Origin of the sequence: Dickeya oryzae, from assembly GCF_009372235.1 — a bacterium.
In the GTDB taxonomy this organism is placed as follows: Bacteria; Pseudomonadota; Gammaproteobacteria; order Enterobacterales; family Enterobacteriaceae; genus Dickeya; species Dickeya oryzae.
On the sequence record NZ_ML762920.1, the window covers coordinates 143345 to 160687 of the forward strand.

General features: G+C 54.8%; 18 protein-coding genes. 1 reads left to right on the forward strand and 17 read right to left on the reverse strand.

Annotated features, from left to right (window positions below):
• Positions 1 to 41: 41 nt before the first annotated feature.
• The 17 genes from FAZ14_RS00630 to FAZ14_RS00710 form a co-directional block, all read right to left on the reverse strand.
• Entirely contained in the window at positions 42 to 1718 is a 1677-nt protein-coding gene (locus FAZ14_RS00630; RefSeq protein WP_153507875.1) for a ShlB/FhaC/HecB family hemolysin secretion/activation protein, read from the reverse strand.
• Between the two features lie 362 nt (positions 1719 to 2080).
• Positions 2081 to 3055, reverse strand: a complete 975-nt coding sequence (gene hrpN / locus FAZ14_RS00635) for a harpin HrpN (RefSeq protein ID WP_016942319.1) — start codon at positions 3053 to 3055, stop codon at positions 2081 to 2083.
• A 159-nt stretch (positions 3056 to 3214) separates the two neighbouring features.
• Positions 3215 to 3616 (reverse strand): HrpV family type III secretion system protein, encoded by a 402-nt coding sequence (gene hrpV, locus FAZ14_RS00640; RefSeq protein WP_038926279.1) that lies wholly within the window; start codon positions 3614 to 3616, stop codon positions 3215 to 3217.
• Positions 3613 to 3804: an HrpT family type III secretion system protein gene (gene hrpT, locus FAZ14_RS00645; RefSeq protein ID WP_080646411.1), complete on the reverse strand. Its 192-nt coding sequence runs from the start codon at positions 3802 to 3804 to the stop codon at positions 3613 to 3615. The genes hrpV and hrpT overlap by 4 nt, the downstream gene beginning before the upstream one ends.
• 33 nt (positions 3805 to 3837) lie before the next feature.
• Positions 3838 to 5910 (reverse strand): type III secretion system outer membrane ring subunit SctC, encoded by a 2073-nt coding sequence (gene sctC, locus FAZ14_RS00650; protein ID WP_153507876.1) that lies wholly within the window; start codon positions 5908 to 5910, stop codon positions 3838 to 3840.
• Entirely contained in the window at positions 5903 to 6337 is a 435-nt protein-coding gene (locus tag FAZ14_RS00655; protein WP_153507877.1) for a type III secretion system chaperone, read from the reverse strand. Before FAZ14_RS00655 ends, sctC begins: the two co-directional genes overlap by 8 nt.
• Positions 6324 to 6551: a type III secretion protein HrpF gene (locus FAZ14_RS00660; RefSeq protein WP_016942324.1), complete on the reverse strand. Its 228-nt coding sequence runs from the start codon at positions 6549 to 6551 to the stop codon at positions 6324 to 6326. Before FAZ14_RS00660 ends, FAZ14_RS00655 begins: the two co-directional genes overlap by 14 nt.
• Before the next feature lie 249 nt (positions 6552 to 6800).
• Complete coding sequence (locus FAZ14_RS00665; protein WP_016942325.1) at positions 6801 to 7850, reverse strand: hypothetical protein; 1050 nt, start codon at positions 7848 to 7850, stop codon at positions 6801 to 6803.
• Between the two features lie 441 nt (positions 7851 to 8291).
• The gene (sctL, locus tag FAZ14_RS00670) at positions 8292 to 8900 is read right to left on the reverse strand and encodes a type III secretion system stator protein SctL (protein WP_038926276.1); all 609 of its coding nucleotides are present in this window, start codon (positions 8898 to 8900) and stop codon (positions 8292 to 8294) included.
• 68 nt (positions 8901 to 8968) lie between these two features.
• On the reverse strand, positions 8969 to 9565 hold the full coding sequence (locus tag FAZ14_RS00675; RefSeq protein ID WP_235914424.1) for a serine kinase: 597 nt from the start codon (positions 9563 to 9565) through the stop codon (positions 8969 to 8971).
• Entirely contained in the window at positions 9546 to 10349 is an 804-nt protein-coding gene (sctJ, locus tag FAZ14_RS00680; RefSeq protein ID WP_153507878.1) for a type III secretion system inner membrane ring lipoprotein SctJ, read from the reverse strand. Before sctJ ends, FAZ14_RS00675 begins: the two co-directional genes overlap by 20 nt.
• Before the next feature lie 53 nt (positions 10350 to 10402).
• Positions 10403 to 10768: an EscI/YscI/HrpB family type III secretion system inner rod protein gene (locus FAZ14_RS00685; protein WP_153507879.1), complete on the reverse strand. Its 366-nt coding sequence runs from the start codon at positions 10766 to 10768 to the stop codon at positions 10403 to 10405.
• Positions 10769 to 11142: 374 nt separating this feature from the next.
• The gene (locus FAZ14_RS00690; protein ID WP_016942330.1) at positions 11143 to 11346 is read right to left on the reverse strand and encodes a type III secretion system major pilin HrpA; all 204 of its coding nucleotides are present in this window, start codon (positions 11344 to 11346) and stop codon (positions 11143 to 11145) included.
• Positions 11347 to 11561: 215 nt separating this feature from the next.
• A complete protein-coding gene (locus FAZ14_RS00695; RefSeq protein WP_153507880.1) occupies positions 11562 to 12539 on the reverse strand; it encodes a sigma 54-interacting transcriptional regulator in 978 nt (325 codons plus the stop codon).
• Between the two features lie 377 nt (positions 12540 to 12916).
• The gene (locus FAZ14_RS00700; protein WP_153507881.1) at positions 12917 to 13558 is read right to left on the reverse strand and encodes a response regulator; all 642 of its coding nucleotides are present in this window, start codon (positions 13556 to 13558) and stop codon (positions 12917 to 12919) included.
• Between the two features lie 32 nt (positions 13559 to 13590).
• Entirely contained in the window at positions 13591 to 15057 is a 1467-nt protein-coding gene (locus tag FAZ14_RS00705) for a PAS domain-containing sensor histidine kinase (RefSeq protein ID WP_153507882.1), read from the reverse strand.
• A gap of 250 nt (positions 15058 to 15307) precedes the next feature.
• On the reverse strand, positions 15308 to 15862 hold the full coding sequence (locus FAZ14_RS00710; RefSeq protein WP_016942333.1) for an RNA polymerase sigma factor: 555 nt from the start codon (positions 15860 to 15862) through the stop codon (positions 15308 to 15310).
• A gap of 323 nt (positions 15863 to 16185) precedes the next feature.
• On the opposite strand from FAZ14_RS00710, the gene sctW reads away from it, so the two are divergent.
• A complete protein-coding gene (gene sctW, locus FAZ14_RS00715) occupies positions 16186 to 17340 on the forward strand; it encodes a type III secretion system gatekeeper subunit SctW (RefSeq protein WP_153507883.1) in 1155 nt (384 codons plus the stop codon).
• Positions 17341 to 17343 lie beyond the last annotated feature (3 nt).

Sequence of the window (17343 nt, forward strand, 5' to 3'; positions counted from 1 at the left end):
TAAAATCACTATTTTTTAATAACATAACGATATTGTGTGTGTCAGAACGACACCCCGATCCGATACCCCACTACCAGGGTGTCGGGTTGCAGCCATGCCGGGTAGGATATCGGCCACCCCATCGTCACCTGCTGGCTGAGCCAGCGGTTGGCCACGGTGACCCCAACGGCGCCCCCCCATAACGAGGCCGCTGTCGCGTCATCCTGTTTATGGTTGTAGAGGTGCCCCCCGTCGATGGCCGCCATGAGGGTGACCGTGCCCATGACCGGCAACTGCCACGTCTGCCAGTTCAGCTCATTACGCCAGTACGCACCCCGGTTACCGGCAGTGTACTGTTCACGGAACCCGCGGATGGACGACTCCCCACCCAGTGTCAGCTGTTCACTACCGTACAGCGCCCGGGCCGAATATTGTCCGTACAGACTGCCGAGGTAGGTGATACTGTCGGTAACCGGGTGATAGTAGCTGGCTGACAGCGTCCATTTATTGAACTCGGCTCGCGGCGCATCGGCGCTTTTGTCGGTATCGGTTTCTGCACCAAGCCAGCGGACACCGCGGTTATAGGTTGGGTTAACCGTCGCCAGGCCGCCCCACAGCTTCTGGCTGTGGTTGACCCCTAGCGACACACTGCTCAGCGTGCGACTGCTGGACGGCAACTGTGCCCCGTTCAGATAGTTGTTACCGGTTCGCTGACTGAGCGCACCAGTCAGTGCGGTTTTCATCGTGCCGTTGCGGAACACCACACGCGACAACGACAGCCGGTGGGTATCGCTGTCACCGGTAGAGCGCCAGGGGAAATCGCGGTTGATGAAGGTATTGCGATAACGACTTTGGGAATAACTGTAACCCAGATTCCAGTAACCATAGGGTATGGAGAAGCCTGCTTGCAGGCTTTCGGCATCGTGGCTGGTGGCAAAGCGGCTGCTGTGGCCGCCGCTGATAAACCACTGGTCGGCAAAGCCGAACAGGTTATCTAATGTCAGGCTACCATTGAGTTGCTCTTCACCGGTGCTTTTTTGGCCGCTGTTATCAAAGGTAATGCCACCGCTAAACGGCAGGTGAGCTTCGCGGTTCAGATTGACCACCGAATATCCCGGTTTGCTGCCCGGCAGGATCTCAATCGTGACCTGTTGAGAGGGCATACGGTTCATCTGCTCCATACCTTGTTCGATATCGCGCAGATTCAGGATCTCTCCTTCCCGTGCCGGAAACGCGGTACGGGTCATCCGTTCCGTTTGTTTGTTGATGGTGATTTTTTCCAGCCGCCCTTCCAGAATCTCCAGTTGCAGCACACCCCCTGACAAATCCTGTTCACTCAAAAATGCCCGGCTGGTGATATAGCCGCGCTGGATATACCAGTTGCTGACGTCATGCACCAGTTGGTTGATGTGCTCAAGGTTGTTGCAACGATTGAGGTAGCCAGCGGTCAGGGTGGCCTGATCACGTGGACTCAGTAACGTACTGTGATTAAAGCGGATTTCATGCAGGGTAAAACAGGGGCCTTGCGGCGTGTTATCCGCTTTTAGCGGCGCCTGCACGATGTTGCTTAACTGCTGGAGGGCTTCCCGCTGTTGGCGGGACTGTTCAATCACGTCCGACTGATGTTGCTGGATTTCATTTCGCTCCGCCGGATTCAGCGGTGCGCAGAGCGCGGAAACAGAATAACCGATAAAGAAAAAGCTCACGATCAGGTCAGCTTTCCTGAGACTGACAGGCATGATGCACATCCATGTAAATAGAAACAGAAGGTAAAGATCTTCTAAATAATAATGTGCATTTATTTCTAAAACAATACAAAAAATTACAATTTAGTTGCTGCAAAACACCACCACCACAAAATTAACATATTGATTTTATTTAATTTAATGTTTTTTTATGACAATGAGTTCTAAAAAGAACCCATAACATCGATAAGAATCACAATATTGTTGGTACGTTGATGAATTAAAGGAAACGAAATCTATAAATAGGAAACAGAATCCGAATGAAAACGCACTCAGCCTGTCTTTGTTCTACAGCAGAAGAGACGAGTTTCCTCGCCTCTCCCCGACCGTCATTGCCTGATATTCATGGCACGTTATCAGGCGTTCGCCAGCTTACCTAACGCCATGTTGGCTATCTTGTCACCGACGACGCCAGCATCAATGCCCAGTGATGCACCGCCGGCCCCCCGCAGATTCAGGTTGGTATTCCCGGTATCACCCGCTACCGCGCTTTTAATCATCCCCAGCGCCTGACGGAATTTATCCATGCTGGCACCGGTCATGCCGTCATCATCCGGTTTACTCAGCGCTTTCGCCCAGGATTTGTCGTCTGTTTTTGCTGAACTCCAGTTGTCTTTCTGATACTGCGGTTTACCAAAAATTTCCGGATATTGATCCATAAACTGGCCGACTTCTTTTGCCAGTCCACGATCTTCCTTATCCACAAAATGCCGGTTATTGCCATCTACATGGGTGCTGACATTGCTCAGGGCATTGAGTGCCGCATTCTGCCCCAGGCCCATACCGATAGCATTGCCCAGTTGGTTGAATGCGCCTGCGCCACTCAGCCCTTGCAAACCGCCAGCCCCCAGCGATAGCCCGGAGACGCCGCCCATCGCCTGGCCTAAACCATTACCCAGAATGGAGGACAACGCATTCCCCATCCCTTTACTGAATGCATCCATGTTATCCGGTGTCATCTGGTTACCGTTTAGCAAAGACTTCTGATCGCCCTGCTTCATCATGCCGTTAGCCGTACTGCTGCCCAAAAGCGTATTCAATATCTTCTGGAACATGTCGGACAACGGGTCACTGCCCGATGCCGACGTGGCGTTGCCAGCCCCCTGTCCGCCGCCAGCGCCTTGTTTCGCCCCTAACGCCTGCGCCATAACACTGGCAAACATCATCGCGGTCATCGCAGAAGTCAGCTTATCGATAGTGCTGCTCAGCTTGTCCATACGGGAACCCAATGATGACGTCGCGCTATTCAGGCCTTTTAAGCCTTGTGACCCCAGTCCCGGCCCGGCGACACCCAAATCGCCGCCGATGTGTGCTTTGATCGTAATTTGCATAATCTCGTTTCCTCATTCATGTCAGATATTCGCAACAGTACCTGCAACGGATGCCTACGCCGCTCCCGATGTGGGCATCATGATGGATACTGGTTACTGAGTGACACGGGCAGTGAAACGGTTCCCCCTATTCACCGGTCTGACCTAAAAAAGCGGCAGTTACCGCACAAATCGCGGCACGTTGCGCTCTTTTTGCGCCCGCGTTGCCGCAACCGGCGGTAATGTCAGCTCAGCCAAGGCAAACAGCTGTTCAACCCGTTGTGCATAGGAGTCAGACGCCGGTGGCAACGGCCACCAGAGGATCAGTACGTCGCTGCCGTTCAGGCACAGGTGGCATCCGTCATACTCCGCTGCTTGCTGATAACGGCGCTCAAGCAGGCGGCGATACAAACCGGGATAGTGTTTCCCGGGGTGAATCTGCAACATGAGTTCATAGCCATGATCAGCGAGCTGAAACACCAGCTCGACACCGGATTGCAGCGACCAGCGCGCCGCCTGATGCCGGGTAATCGCGGCCATAAACGCCATCATGGCATCAACCATCCTGATGCTATCGGTCATGGCACGCTCACCAGAGTAAAATCGGCCGCGCCGGGTCGCATGTCCGTCTGCCACCAGATAACCATCTGTCGGCCATCAGGATCCGGACGGCAGTTCACAGATGTACAAGCGCTGGTTGGCGTGCGGGTAGCACAAGCGTTCAGCATCAGCGCCGCGCACAGCAGCAGTAGGGTTTGATAACGCATCATTTTTCTTCCTCACGCTATGAATGGTGTGAACCGTCAGGGGGTAATGAGTGACGCACGCGCAGGTTGCGTGTTTTTGGCCGGAAGCAGCGCCAGATACACCTCGGTAGATTCGCCGGGGGCCAGCGTGGTTTTCGGCCAGGCGGCGACCGCCAGCGTACGGTTACTGGCACAGTTGGCTTCATCAAAACGCAGGGGACGCGTGCCGGTATTTTTCACCACGCCTACCGTCAGGCTGAAAGACACATTGCTGTACCACTGGTGGCGGTTATTCTGATAACTCAACGACGGTGACGTGCGGCATATGTCCGACAAACGCGGCCCATGAGTCTCACTGGTGAACCCGGCTGGCGTCTGGCCGCTGGCCAGATCGCGCATGGCATTCTCCACCATGCCGAACAGGTCGGTTTTACTGTTACGCTGCGCTACGCGCCCCATGGCGTCATTCAACTGACGACGGTTATCCGCCGACACAAACCGGGTAGGGTCGTTCTGGTCGCCAATCAGATGCGGAGTCAGAATAAACAACCGTTCGCGGCGAGAAACTTCGTGCTGGCGGGAGGTGAACAGCTTGCCAAGCCAGGGAATGTCGCCCAGCAACGGCACACGTTTATCACGCTCACCACTTTCCTCGACATGAAACCCACCCAGCACCAGCGCCCGGTTTTCGCCAATCAGCGCCTGCGTACTGACCGTGCCGCGTTTCACGCCGGAGGCGGTGCCTTCAGTATTGGTTTCCACCTGACCGTCTTCAATGTCGATCACCAGTTGAATGCTACTCAGGCTGCCACGACCGACGACACGTGGCGTGACCTGCAGGCTGGTGCCCGCCGTCACCGGTTGTACATTCGCCACCCGCTCGCCGGTGGCCGTAATAAAGGCGGTACGGCTGAAATCGATCACCGCGGGTTGGTTTTCCAGCGTCAGTACCGACGGATTAGCCACAATCGACGCGGTACCCTCACCTTCCAGCGCCTGAATATCGGCGAAAAACCGTTTGAAATCGCTGACAAAGAGTGTGCTGGAGCCTGACATCAGGTTAGCGCCGCCGGTCACCGCACCCAGTTTCCCCTGCCAGTTGGCCTCCAGCCTTGACAGCGCCGTGCGATCGACATCCAAAATGATCGCATCAATGTTGACCAGATTTTGTGGCACATCGATCTTGTCGATCAGTTGCTGGTACTCCTCCCGCCGTTTTTCGTCGTCACGAATCAGGAGCGCGTTGTTACGCACGTCTGCCGATACCTTGCCATTAAGTTGATCTTTTTTACGGGAACTGGCCGCCTCACCGCTGCTGGAGCGGCTCGCCAGTCGGGCCAACATGGCGCGAGCATTACGTTCAATGGCCTGGCTGGCATCCTGCCCACCGGCCCCGTTGGCCTGCGCCATCCCACCCTCACTGCCCATACCACTAACAGCACCGGATGCCCCCGCTGGGGCGCTGCGGTTGCCATCCATCAGCTCATTTAACATGGTCGCCACGCCGGGGATCACCAAACGCTGGTCACGGTACTGGATGGTACGATCGGATACCGAGGCATATCGCAGCGGAAACATCATCACCTTGCGGCGATCGTCTTTGGTTTCGCGTTGCTGGCTGAAATTGCGGATCAGGCTGACGTACTCCGCGGGGCCGGTGACCAGCACCACGCCTTCCTCGGGCAGTTCCCCCCAGCCAAAACGCGTGTCCAGCAAGCCAATACCGGTCAGTGCCTGCTTCATGTCGGGGGCCGCATCCGGCGAGACTTCAATGCGTACCGATGTCTGCTCATCCTGTGGACTGACGTACAACACATTGTTGTAGACGAACCATTGAAAACGGTGCTCCAGCGCCAGCCTGTCCAGAAACGCGGTGGCGTTGTCGGCACGGATTTTGGCATCAATGTTGACGTCCTCAATGTTGCCGACCCTCAAATCGACGCCATGACTGTTGGCGAAATCCTGTAATACCGCGGATAGTGGGGTTTGTTCGGCGGAATAGGCATAAGCGCCTTTGTTCCAGTCAGATGGCGTCGCCGCGTGAGCGCCGGGCAACATCCCCATCAATACCAGCGACCAGCAAAACAAACGATAGAGGTTGAATAACAGTGCATACAGCGCGTTACGCATGCTGATCTCCTTGCAAAAAAGCCAGTGTTTTCAGATTCAGCGGCGGCGACGATGCCGGTCTGGCAAGCGGGGCCAGCAGGCTTTGCCAGACATCCCGCTGATTAACCAGCGCTTCCAGTGTGCAGCACAATCGGACGGGGTCATCCGGTTCGTGTCGCATCAGTAACCATAATTGCGCGTCTGCGCCAGACCAGCAGAGCGCGGCGGCATCCATCCCCAAACGCAACACGGCGGCAGACGAATAACGCAGCGCCTTGTGCAGCAACCGGTCATCCACCTTGACTGGCAAGGTCACCATGGCTGCACATCCCACACCGTCGTGATAGCGCGTCAACACCACCGGGCCGTCATCAATATGCAGCGTCAGTTGCCCTGCCGTGCTGTTGAGCCAACGCTCAATCACGCCGGGTAACTCAGTTGAAATCATTGATGATGGCCTTCGCCAGGCCGTGCTTGACGCTCAGCATCTGTCCGGCGGCCCAGTTGGCGTTTGAGTAGTCCATGCTGGCCTCATAGAACGCATAGGTATCCGCCGGGCTGACCTCTCCCTCCGAAATGGTTTGCGCCATCTCATCAAGCCGGGACTGCGCATCGACAAATGCGCTGTCCAACCGACGCTGAACAGGTGAAGACAAAGACATGATTGCGTGCTCCTGTGAGTTGAACGGGTGTGTTGAGTCGAACAAGTCTGTTGGTTAAACCGACATGGTTTATCTGCTGTTGTGTGGACGGCGAAGCGGCGTGGTTCCATCGGGTAACAAAAGAGGTGCGCAAACATGACGTCATACAGGAAGGGAACGGCGTAAGATTATCCGTCACATAAAAACAAACAGGCCGTGCCTGATGGCATCGGCCTGTTACGCTAACAGACAGCTATGGGGCCAGACGCGTTAAAACGTCGTCGCCCCGTACTGATAACGGTAGAAACGGCGGTATTCTGGTTTCTGTGGGTTATTCGTCGACAGTGTTTTCTGCAACGATTTGCCGCCGATAAGACCGGTAATGCCGTAGGACAGCAGGCTGGTCTGCTTGTCCAGTTGGGTGATCAAATCCGTTTTCACACCAGCCACAAGCTGGTCAAGATAAGCGTTTTCAATCTGGCTTAGCAGGCGAGCCGATTGTTCCCAGTTAGGGTCGAACGACACCAGTTGCTGTAAAAACGCAATCGGCGCGACGCCTTTGCCCTGATACAACGCGGAGATTTCGTCTCCTTTGCTGACCGGTGCCGAGTGGCGGAAACCCGCCATCACCAGTTTCGCACGTTTGGCAGGACCGGCCTGTTTGCCCATTTGTTCGGTGATGAAATGATACCAGCGGTAATCAAAGGCAAAGCTGGAGCGGGCATCATACCGCGCGCTGTAGACGATGGTATCGAACACCTCTCGCCCGCCGAACCATTTGCTTTCCAGTTCAGCCAGGATCTGCGCCAGGGTTTTATCCTTCAGAATCGCGTTAAAGGCGTTGGTGTCTTTATCCGTACTCTGCTGCCCCTGCACCGGGTCGACCACCACCAACCGAATCGTTTTCGCGTTCGCCCAAACGCCAGGCTCCTGATTTTGCACCGCCAGGTGATATAGCTCGGCCAAAAACTCGGTTAAGCCCACCGCCGCGCCCCGGCTGTGCCCGCCGACCACCAGTTGGTATTCCTTCAGCGTCTTAAGGTAATCCACCAGCGGGAACAGGCTATCCAGCGTTACCACACCGGCACGGTCATCATACCCCTGAACTTGATCATAACGTACGCCCAATGCCTGGAACATATCTACAACACTACCGCCCCAACTGGCGCGTTTGGCCAATGCCTGCGTTTTGGTCAACATGGCGGCAGTGCCGATGCCGTCGATAGCGACGACGGCGCTAAAACCGCTGATTTCAACGTTGGCAAGAAAATCCTGTTTCGTAGTGCCCGTGCCGCAGAACCAGATTAGTACTTTATCCATAGGTAACCTCTTGGTTGTTAATCGATTAGATTTATGCATCTTCATTGGGCAATGTAGCGCGGCACGCGCCTGCGGGCTGTGTGATAACAACGGAAATTCAGGCCGCAACGATGGTGTAGAACCGGCGATACCGCGTCCATTGCGATAACGGTTCAGGCAAAGCGCCAGTCGTCCAAATACCCTCTCAGAGGACTGGCAGAACCGAACGAATGCAGATTACAAGATGAGGTGCGCCGGTGAACGCTGCCGGGGTTGTGTGGTGGTCAGACAGACCGGCTACAGTGTAAGACAACCAATGCGTCACCTGACGGTCGCCTTCCAGTACTTCTCATGACGTATGAAAATACAGACAGCCGGTGACATAACTGTCACTGGCTGGGATTATCCGTAGTATTATGAGTCAGAGTAACGACGTATTGCGGTTTGCCCCGGGGCTCGTCATCACACGCCGTTTAACGTGGCCGTCGGGCCTTGCGGCAACAGGCGTTCTACCGCCTGCTGCCAACTCAGGGTCATGACGCCCTGCGCGGTAATCAGTTTCAGGGTATCCTGCGTCAGCGCCTCATCGTTGCTGAGCTTCCAGCCCAGATGGCTGTGTTCGGTCAGCCAGGCGGACACATCGGCCTGACGGTCAGGGTGACAATACAGTGTGCCGCGTCCTTCCCCGCCCTGAGTACGCAATAACTGGCGCAACAACGCCGGATAACGCTCAGCGTCAGGGACTGTATTGAGGATGTGCTGCATCGCATCACTCAGCACGTGATTGCACTGCGATACCAGCCAGCTTTCCATCTGCTCACGCTCCTGCTGCCAGCCACGTAATATCTCATCCGCCTGCTGCCAGAATTGCCGCTCAGCCTGAATGGTCGCCTGTGCAACAGACTCCCGCGCCTGCTGGCGGGCTTCATCCAATAACACGTGCGCCTGTTGCCGGGCCTGGTCTATCACCGTTAGCCCATGCTGGTGCTGCTGCAATTGCCCAATTCGGATCACCTCTGCATCCTGCATATCGGTGCCTGCCACCAGTTTTAAACAGCGTCTGGTCAACATACTCCCTCTCCCTGATAGTGATGAGACTCACGATTGATAACGTACCGTCAAATAGTTTATATAGTAAACTATTTTAAAATGAAACTACCTAAGCCGTATGCCTGCTCTGTCACGACTTTCCAGATAATCGCGTCACACAAACTGGCGATACGGCTGGCAGGTAAGTTCTTAGACAACGGCTCTTGCGGGCGCTCACCCCAGCTACGTGGGTACAACAGTGGTAAGCGGCTCCAACAGGGTGCAGGAAAGCGGTGGCGTAATATCACCAATGCATCCTGCTCCCGGTGTTGCGAAAACGTCAGCGATGCGGGCAACCACAAGCCGGGGCGCAGTGCTTTCGCCAACCGTCGGCACCAGACGGCCAGTGCATCCGGTAATTCACCGGACGTTTCACGGCAGACCGCAGCTATCAGCACCAGAACCTGATGACGTGCTGGCGGTGCCAGTTGCCCCAGTTGCAACAACGCGTTTTGCGGCTCAGGAGGATAGGCTTCCACCAGCCCGAGACGATGACGTATGGCGGTATGGTGCACCGACGCCAGCGCCATATCGCTCTCGTCAAAGCGCGAGGCATCGAACCAACTTGGGTCTGCCTGTTGTAAGCAGCCATAGCACCACCACTGGTTCCAGCGCAGGACGTCGCTCTCATCGGGCATGCTGTTCATGCTCCGCCCTCACGTCCGGTTGCGCCTGTTGTCTGTTGGCTATACGTTGTGACCACCAGGGCTTACCGAAACGCCAGCCCAGTACTCCCGCCAGCGCCAACGCCAGTAAACCGGCCAGCCACTGTAATTGCGTCATGGTCTGCGGCATCAGTTGAAACGGCCCCAGTGATACGGTTGGAATATGATCTTTGTACGGTTCTGCGGGTACAAACACGATAGCCAGGTCTTTTTCGCTCTTACCGGCCAGCCCCGGAATACTGCTGGCTACCATACGGCGAATGCGCGGCTCAATGCCGTCCGGCTCCAGCTCTGGCCGGTATTTGATAAACACAGCGGCGGACGCCGGTTGAATGGGTTCCCCCGGTGCAATACGTTCAGGCAGCACAACATGAACCCGCGCTACCAGCACGCCGTCAATTTGCGTGAGTGTGGATTCCACTTCCTGAGACAAGGCATAAATGTAACGAGCGCGCTCTTCCAGCGGTGTGGAAATCACGCCGGTCTTCTGAAATACCTGACCCAGATTAGTGCGGGCCTGACGGGGTAATCCGGCGGCATTGAGAATGTTGACGGCTCGCTCCATGTCCTTAACATCAATAAGAATACTGACACCCGCTTTATCCGGGCGCTTTTCCGCCCCGATGTGATAGCCCCCTAACGCAGCAATCACTTCATTGGCATCGTTTTCAGAAAGACCGCGATGGAGTTCCACGCGATCACCACAACCGGCAATCAGCATCGCCAGTAGCAGGGTCAGGAATCGGTGCAGGATGGATTGACTCATCATAGTGCCATTGATTATGGGTTGATCATGGATTCACTCAGGGTTATTCGCGATTATTGCAGGTTGGTCAGTTTTTCCAGGCTCTGAACGCTTTTCGCTACCACCTTAGCGTTGAGCAGACTTTCCAGATAAAACGACGACAACGTCCGGGTCGCATCCATCACATCTTTCGGGTTATTACCGGTGATGCTTTTACCGACCTGGCGCTCGGCCTTTTGCAGCAGGTTTTCCAGCTTGTCGGATTTCTCCGCCAGCGCCCCTAGCCAGGCTTTGTTGTCGGCGCTCGGTGTTGCCGGGGCGGTGGGTTCGATAGCGGAGCTAAACCAATTCACATCCGCTTGCGCAGGGGTATTCAGACCACTCGGCGCATTGCCATTAACAACGCTCTGAGGCGCATTGACGCGAGTCACTTTCATCATGAGTCCGTTCCTCTTTGATGGATGTTTTTTGGTGAATGCTTTTTTGATGACCGTTTATACCCTAAATAATTCGAGTTGCAGGACAACACGCTCGCGTGTTGAACAACGCTACGCGTTGGCCCTTTAGGGCAAGGCTCGTTAGAGCCTTGTAACGCGGCAAGTGAGTGACAAATTCGTTGGAAACGAATTTGACCAGCCAACGGCTGGCCTCTGGTGAGAGACAGGATGTCTCTCATTTCATCCCGATGAGCTTACTTAGGTAAGTGATTCGGGTGAATGAACGCAGCCAACACACCTGCAACTTGAAGTATGACGGGTATAGTGACAAAAAACCGGGGGAACGCTCCCCCCGGAAATCGACTACCTACACAACATCAGAACTGAATGGCTTTGGCCGCTTTCTGCCCGGAGTTCATGGCTTTGGTGGCAGAGTCCATCTGCATATCCGTGATGGATGACATAGCGTTAGTTTTCATGGTCTGCGCCTGGGCGGCAGAGGTCACCAATGTGGTTTGAGCAGCGGTAGCGTCCAGGTATTTCATACTGGTCATCGCAGCAGCGTTAGACAGTCCCATCATGATAGATATCTCCAGTTAACAATTGATTGATAAAGTAAATTTCGCCAGTAACCCGGCGACAGACACAGTCATCGTGTTCATAAGTTAAGTAGGAGGAAGTAAAAGGGAGTTCCAAAAGAGATTCACTTTTTTTCCCCTGGTGGTGATAACAGGATCGAACCTGATAAATAACAATGACGCGGCTATCGGCGCTACGGTTCGCGCTGTAATTCGCACTACAGTCCGCGTGCGGCGACATTCAGCAATTTGATGCGGTGATAGAGCGTACGTTTGGGGATACCCAGTTCATTGACGACGTTATCGATACAGTGATCGTTACGCTGCAACGCCTCCTGAATCAGGAAACGCTCAATGCGGCGCAACCGTACCTTCAGTGAAGTCAGCGGCGTGTCACTCCCCGCCTTCTCAGCATTCGCGGCGACCGGCACCGGTGAAAGCCCCAGCACCCAGCGTTCTGCGGCGGCTTTCAGTTCCCGGATATTGCCCGGCCAGTCATGCATCAACAGTTGTTCCTGCATCATGGCTGACACACCGGGTACTGGCCGTTTCAGCCGCGCGGCCGCGTCGTGCAAAAAACGCTGAAACAGCGGCAGGATAATCTCCGTGCGCGAACGTAACGTCGGCAACTGAATTTTTACCGTATCCAGCCGGAAGTAAAGGTCACGGCGGAAACGCCCTTTTTCCACCAGTATTTGCAATGGCGTTTGTGTGGCAACAATCACCCGCATGTTCACCGGTTTGAACTGGGTGCTGCCCAGCCGTTCGATACCGCGGCTTTCCAGTACCCGCAGCATTTTCGCCTGTAGCGTCAACGGCATACTGTCGATTTCATCCAGAAACAGAATGCCTTTGTCTGCAATTTCCAGATACCCGGCACGCGAGCGGCTGGCACCGGTATACGCGCCGGATACCACGCCAAACAATTCGCTTTCCGCCAGTGTTTCGGGGACGGCGGCGCAATTCACCGCCACCAGCGGGCCGGGGCAACCGGAAAGCTGGTGAATACGGCGCGCCAGCGTATCTTTGCCAGTGCCGGTTTCGCCTTCCAGTACGATATCAACATGGAGAGGGGCGATAGTGTGGATGAGTGAAGAGAGTGGACCGTGCATATCTTCCACAGGGGGGGTTAATAAAGACTCGTGGGAGACACAATGAAGTGACTGCTCGAATTCATTGCTATTCCTTATCGTCATGACTACTCCTGTATTTTTCCTGTATTCCGTTATCGCGCTGCCAGGTCATATCCCTGTCAGGCCGTTACGTGGGTAACGACATCCTGCTTATCTGACGACCGTCTCGTCATCTTGACGATGTGCTAACGATTAACAGCGATAAATCTGACCGCCTTAACAGCTTATTAATGGTATGCGCACACATTACCGTCGGCAGCAAAACAAGCCATCAGCCAACCGCTGAAGTTAAGGTAGGGATTTCAGTGTACGAAGTAGGAATAGTCTGACACCAGAAACGAGTGTAATCAGCATGTTACGAAAATTGCGGGCAGGAATGCCCCCTCAGCCATCACAACGTCTCGTCGCGACAAACACGGGGGCTAAACAGCACAGTAGCGTCAGACGATTAAACGCTGGTTCAATGCGTATTTCACAATATCCGCATTGGTGGTGAACTGCATCTTCTCCATTAATCGTGATTTATGGGTACTGACGGTTTTATTGCTGATAGCCAGCATATCGGCAATCGCATTCACCCCCAGCCCTTGCGCCAGCATGACCATGATCTGATGCTCTCGCGTGGTCAACAGGTCATGACGCCCATCGCCTTGGGCCTGACAATCCGCAAACACGATTTGCTCGGCGATGCTGTGGTCAATATAGCGCGCGCCCTGCGCAACCCGGCGAATCGCCGATAATAACGCCTCCGGGTCTTTATCTTTCGTGATATAGCCCAGCGCCCCGCTCTTCAGTACCCGCCGCGCGATTTGCGGCTCGCTGTACATGCTCAATACCAGAATCGGCAAACGCGGATACTGCGCCACAATGCGAATAATCAGTTCTTCACCGCAAATCCCTGGCATACACATATCCAGCAGCAGCAAATCCACCTGACATTCCCGTAGCTGCGAGAGCACCTGTGAACCGGTTCCCGCCTCTGCCACCACTTCCAGACGCTCATCTAATGCAAAGATCTGTTTTAACCCTTCGCGCATAATCACATGATCGTCGGCGATCATCAGTTTTATTAGTCTATCCATTCGCGTTTTCGTCCTCTTTAGAGAAATCTGTGTTACGCGGTATCCTGCGGAAACGTTAATCGAACCAGCGTACCGACTCCCAGCTGGCTGTCTATCGTCACTTCACCTCCCAGCATCCGGCCTCGTTCTTTCATACTCATCAGGCCGAAAGCATTCGGTTTACAGGTTTGAGCGTCAAATCCTTTACCGTTATCGCGCACGCTGAGCACAATCATGCCGTCGCGATTTTCCAGCGAAATCACCACCTGTGTCGCCTGGGCGTGGCGTGCAATGTTGGTGAGCGACTCCTGTACTACCCGGAACGCCGCGGTCGCGTACTCATCGTTGAGCAGCACTTCCGGTTCGGGGGCATGCAACAAACAGGGGCAGCGATACTGACGAATAAAATCGTCACGCAGCCACTCCAGTGCTGGCGTTAAGCCCATATCCAGCACGTTGGGGCGAAGCCGGGTCGCGACATGTCGCACCACCTGGATGGTCTTATCAGACAATGCCATTAAATTCTGTAATTGTGTCAGCATATGCGGATTATCGCGGGCAAACTGCATGCGCATCAGCGACAGGCTCATGCGCATGGAGGTCAGGTGTTGCCCCAGTTCATCATGGATCTCTCTGGCGATATGCTTGCGCTCCTCTTCACGGGAAATCTCCCTCTGGCGCGCCAGCAACCGTAATTGCATGTGAGAGTTCTCGAGCTTTTTTTCGGCGTAGCGTATGGCGGTGATGTCGCGCCCGACCGTCAGAATCGAGGTCAGCCGACCGTTCTGGTCAAACTCCGGCACACACCGGATGTGATGGATAACCCGATGGCGTGTGGTGGTAACACCAATGTCCTCTTCCAGTTCACCCTCAACGCTGCTGTGCGTATCCACCACCTGCTTCACCAGTTGCAAAATTCGCTGTGCGCAGCGGGCATTCGGCAGTAAATCCGTCATCCTGCGGCCACGTAACTGCTCGGCGGTAAAACGCAGGTGGGCCAGCGTAGCCGGGTTGGCATACTGGCAGTTAAGCTCGGGATCAAACCGCGTAATCAGATCCGGTGAATTCTCCACCAGCGCCTGAAATTCCTGCTCACGCGCATAGGCCAGTTGCTCGTTCTGTTTACGCTCACGAATATCTCTGACTACACACATACTGTACTGTCGTCCTTTATGGAGAAAATGATTTACGCTGACCTCTACCGGCAACACCATCCCTGAGCGGGTTTTATGCTGGGTTTCAAACGTCAGCCCGCGCTTCCAGCAGCGCGGATCGCACCAGTGGCGATTCGCCTCTTCTTTTCTCCAGCTCAGATCGATGTTGTGTATCTGCATGCGGCGAAAATCGAGGCTACTGTAGCCCAGCATGCGACAGGCCTCGTCATTGACGTAACAAAACCGCTCCCTATCGTTGACGATATAAATGGCATCCTTGATACGGCTAAAGGCAAAATCCACCAGCTCCAGCGGCGGTACGTCGTCCGGATGTTGGGGTTGCCGGGAAGTCGGGGTATATAACATTGCCATCTCCTTGCTAGCGCTAAGCCTGCCGACGCGCGCTTACAGGCGTCGGCAGCGAAAGGAAAGCCGCAGGCATCACCTTCAGGTGAGAAGACCTGCGACCCTGTTAGGCGGCACCATCACACTACGTGGCGGCGACAACCTGATGCTGACTGACAGGTTCCTTCATCTCCCGACTCCAGGGAGACGCCCTCCTGAACATGGCAATATAAGTCATCCCCAGCGCGGGTGTACCACGCAGGGGCTGGGCTTATGCATCAACGGCCTGGCGCAGATATCCTCTGGCGCGGGAAAGACGCGAACGAACAGTACCAATGGGAATGTTGAGCTGAGTGGCAATATCCTGATAGCTGATATCGGCATCCAGCAGCATCACTAACATCTTGCGTGTGTCCTCCGGCAAGTGCGCACTGGCAGCAAGCGCGCGATCCAGTGCGTGATCACTCTCGGTAATACGGCTGGGATCGATATCCGTTGACATCACTTCCATAGCCTCCAGAACCTCGTCGCTGATATCGACGATGCGATAACGCGACTGCTTGAAGTGATTACGCACCAGATTCAAAGCGATGCCGAAAACCCAGGTCTCCGGACGTGAAGCACCGGCGAATTTCTCACGGTTTTTCAACACTTCCAGATAGGTCATCTGTTGTAAATCTTCCACATCCTCACGGTTCGATACACGCTTACGAATGAAATTTTGCAGTCGCTTGCCATGCAGGCGGAAAACCTGCTCCCAGTCCACGGTATTGGCAGGGGTATGAACCTGACACACATCCAATTGTTTCAGTGCAGTCGTTTCCATTTCATTTACTCTCCATCGTTGTGCCCTGATTGGCGCATCCGGGAGAGCAAGGCGCGTGCCAGCCCATGAAAACTACTTAACCACCTGTTATATAATAATTTATTTTTTCTCTACGTGATGTTTTACGCCAGTTATTGCCCATGAAATTCGGTCCGAATTGCAAACTCTTGCAGAGCAAACCAATTAAATAATTTCAAAAATAAATAATAACTCATTGTTACTTGTTATTGTTGACTTGCATCATTTAACGGGAACCCACCTCCAGATCCAGCCACATAACAGCACACCGCTAACGCTGAGGCCGCTTCAGGCAGGACAGGACCATGATTTCACTCAACAACGTTTCTTCTGTGCTCACGACCAGCAGCACATCCATCAACGACAACGATATCGACGACCAGGCACCGGTCGGTTCACCGGCCAAAGCCAGCGAGGCCCACCCGTCGCACGACAAAGCGCTGAACGATGCGATGGAAGAAGTCACGGCCAGTTTTGGCGAGCAGGTTGAACGCAAAAGCAAAGCGCTTAGCCGTCGGCAAATCAGCCAGCCGCAAAGCCGCATGCTGGCCAATATCGAACGTATCGAAAAACTGACAGAGCTGTTTCAGTTACTGGAAAACCCGAAACACCCGACGCTTGACCAGCAAATTCGTCAGATGCAGGCGCTGTTGCAGCAGTCTGTACCACCGACGGTCGATGCTATTTTGCAAGCGGCCGGCGGCGATGCGGCGCGCAGCGATATCGTGCTGCGCCATGTGTTAAGTCAGGCACAACAGCAGCAGGACGCCGCGCTCACGCAGGCAGCCAGCCAGAGCCTGACGCAGTTGCAACAAGAGAAAGGGCCGGAAGTGCGGGCCGGTCTGAACACCGCCGCCGCTATCTCCCTGTTCAGTACCGATCCAAACCAGAAGCAAGCGCTGCGTGAGCTTTACTACCAGCGCATTGTCCACCAACAATCTCCCGCCGCCCTGTTGGATGCTCTGCTGGAACGTTTTGACGCTCAGCATTTCGCGGTCGGGTTGCGCACCCTCCAGCGAGCGCTGGCGGCGGATATTGCCTCGCTGGCGCCCTCCATCTCAAAACCGGTGCTGAGCCGGATGCTCAGCAACCTGAACGACTCACGCCAACTCAGCCATACGCTGTCGGCTAGCCAGTCACTACTGGCAAGGCTGGCATCGCGGATGCCGGAATGCACACTGAACGCGGTAGCGCTGACGCGACGATTAATCGGCCTGAGCGGCAACGGGGCGTATGCCCGCGATCTGCACAATCTGGGCCGTGAAGTCGCCGGGCAAGACAGGCAACGCCAGTTGCTGTTTTTCAACGGCTTGCTGCCGCTGGTCAACGACCTGCCACACCCGCTGTGGCGCGATGCCAAAAACCGGCTCACCGCCCTGCAACTGATTCGTGGTCTGATTGGCGACGTCGCCCAATACGAAAAACAGCAACAGAACGACCGAACCCAGGCTAAGGGGTAACCG